1 protein-coding gene is annotated in these 1,423 nt (G+C 66.1%); it reads left to right on the plus strand.

Features of this window, described 5'->3' with window-relative positions:
* The first annotated feature begins 163 nt into the window (after positions 1-163).
* On the plus strand, positions 164-1,396 hold the full coding sequence (locus NKI38_RS33400; RefSeq protein ID WP_352665134.1) for an IS4 family transposase: 1,233 nt from the start codon (positions 164-166) through the stop codon (positions 1,394-1,396).
* Positions 1,397-1,423: the final 27 nt, after the last annotated feature.

Genomic DNA, 1,423 nt, shown 5'->3' on the forward strand with positions numbered 1-1,423 from the left:
TTTCGGCCGGGACGCTGAAGGAGGTTTGAATGACCGGGATCGAGTACGGGCTGGGGCGATTTGGCGATCGCCGCCTGGAAAAAGGGGGGTCTGCTTGCATCGGGCGCTGGTGGCGCGGCCTGGATCGTGTATCCGGCGGCTCGGCGGCAAACGGGCGGCCGAAATGCAATTCACGCGGCTTTTGCGCAACCCTTCGGTAACGGCGGCAGAGATGTCGCTCCATGCCGGAAGGCTGACCGGACGGCGTGTGGCCGGTCGTCATGTCGTTGCCGTGCAAGACACCTCGGAGTTGGTGCTGGGCAGCCGGCGGGCGCGAGCCGGCTATGGCCCGGTCGGCAGGGGCAACGTGGCAGGCCTGCTGCTGCACCCAGTGCTGGCGTTGGAGGCCGGCACGGGAGCGCTGCTGGGCCTGGTCTCGATGCAGGTCTGGAACCGCAACGCGGGTGAACTGGCGCCGCGGCGCCAGCGGGTGACGGCCAATAAGGAGTCGCGGCGCTGGATCGACGCGACCAAGCAGGCTGGCGCGGTTCTGGATGGTGCGGCCAGCATCACCATGGTGTCGGACCGCGAGAGCGACTTTTACGAACTCTTCGCGGAGCGCCCGCACAATGTCGACCTGATCGTGCGGGCCTGCCAGAACCGGCGCATCGAGGCGCCGCAAGAAGGGCCGGACTTGCTGCTCGCCTTCATCGACGCCCAGCCCGAGCAAGGCCGCTTTGCCGTGACCATCCCCGCTGCGCCCGGGCGACGCGCGCGAGACGCCGAACTTGCGCTGCGCTTCGCCCCGGTGGCGGTGCGCCGGCCGCTCAATGCAGCCGATCCGGCGTTGCCCGAGACGGTCGATTTAACACTGGTCGATGTTCGTGAGGTGTCGAAACCGGAAGAGGGCAGCGAACCGGTGCATTGGCGGCTGCTGACCACCCACTGTGTCGCCACCAAGGTCGAAGCGCGCCGTATCGTCGACCTCTACCGGTCGCGCTGGACCATCGAGGAGTTCTTCCGCACCCTCAAGACGGCGGGCTTCGATATCGAGGCCGCCGACATCGGTGATCCGCACGCCATGATCAACTTCGTCGCCGCCGCCACGATCGCCGCCGTCACCATCAAGCAACTCGTGCAGGCTCGCGACGGCAACACCGATCAGCGCCTCAGCGATGCTTTCGATCCCGACGACCAGACCATCCTCGAAGCCGTCTCAGCCAAGCTCGAAGGCAAGACCGAGCGACAACGCAATCCCCATCCCAAAGGCTCTCTGGCCTTCGCAGCCTGGGTCATCGCACGCCTCGGCGGCTGGACCGGCTACTACGGCAAGCCAGGCCCCAAGGTCATGCGCATCGGCCTCGCCGAATTCCACGCCATCAAATACGGCGCCAACCTCGGACTGCGAAATGTGTGAATCCGATAGGTATAGTGACGGGGAGAA

Source organism: Mesorhizobium sp. M0621, from assembly GCF_040320745.1.
Classification (GTDB): Bacteria; Pseudomonadota; Alphaproteobacteria; order Rhizobiales; family Rhizobiaceae; genus Mesorhizobium.